Source organism: Photorhabdus africana (assembly GCF_035181445.1).
Taxonomy (GTDB): domain Bacteria; phylum Pseudomonadota; class Gammaproteobacteria; order Enterobacterales; family Enterobacteriaceae; genus Photorhabdus; species Photorhabdus laumondii.
In genome coordinates this window covers 1-223 of record NZ_JAXBVE010000328.1, presented here as the reverse complement: position 1 = coordinate 223, position 223 = coordinate 1, and the positions used below count along the sequence as shown (strand labels likewise).

1 protein-coding gene is annotated in these 223 nt (G+C 50.7%); it reads left to right on the top strand.

Translation table 11 applies throughout. From position 1 onward, the window contains the following. Positions 1-223: DUF2345 domain-containing protein (locus SLS51_RS23950; protein WP_323840937.1), on the top strand; the 223-nt coding region annotated here is incomplete at both ends.

Here is a 223-nt window from a genome sequence, read left to right as displayed (position 1 = left end):
ACGGGGTGCGGCAGAAACCGCCAAAGCTGAATTAGCGGATTTGCAGCAACAGAAAACGTTATTGAGTGACACGTTAACCGAACTGAGAAAATCGGCGCTGTTACTGTCCGCGCCCGAAGGTATCGCGCAGACGACGGCGAAAAGTCTCCAATTTTCTGCGGGGGACAATGTGATGGCCACCAGTGGGAAAAATACCGATTTTAGCGTGCTGAAAAAATTCACG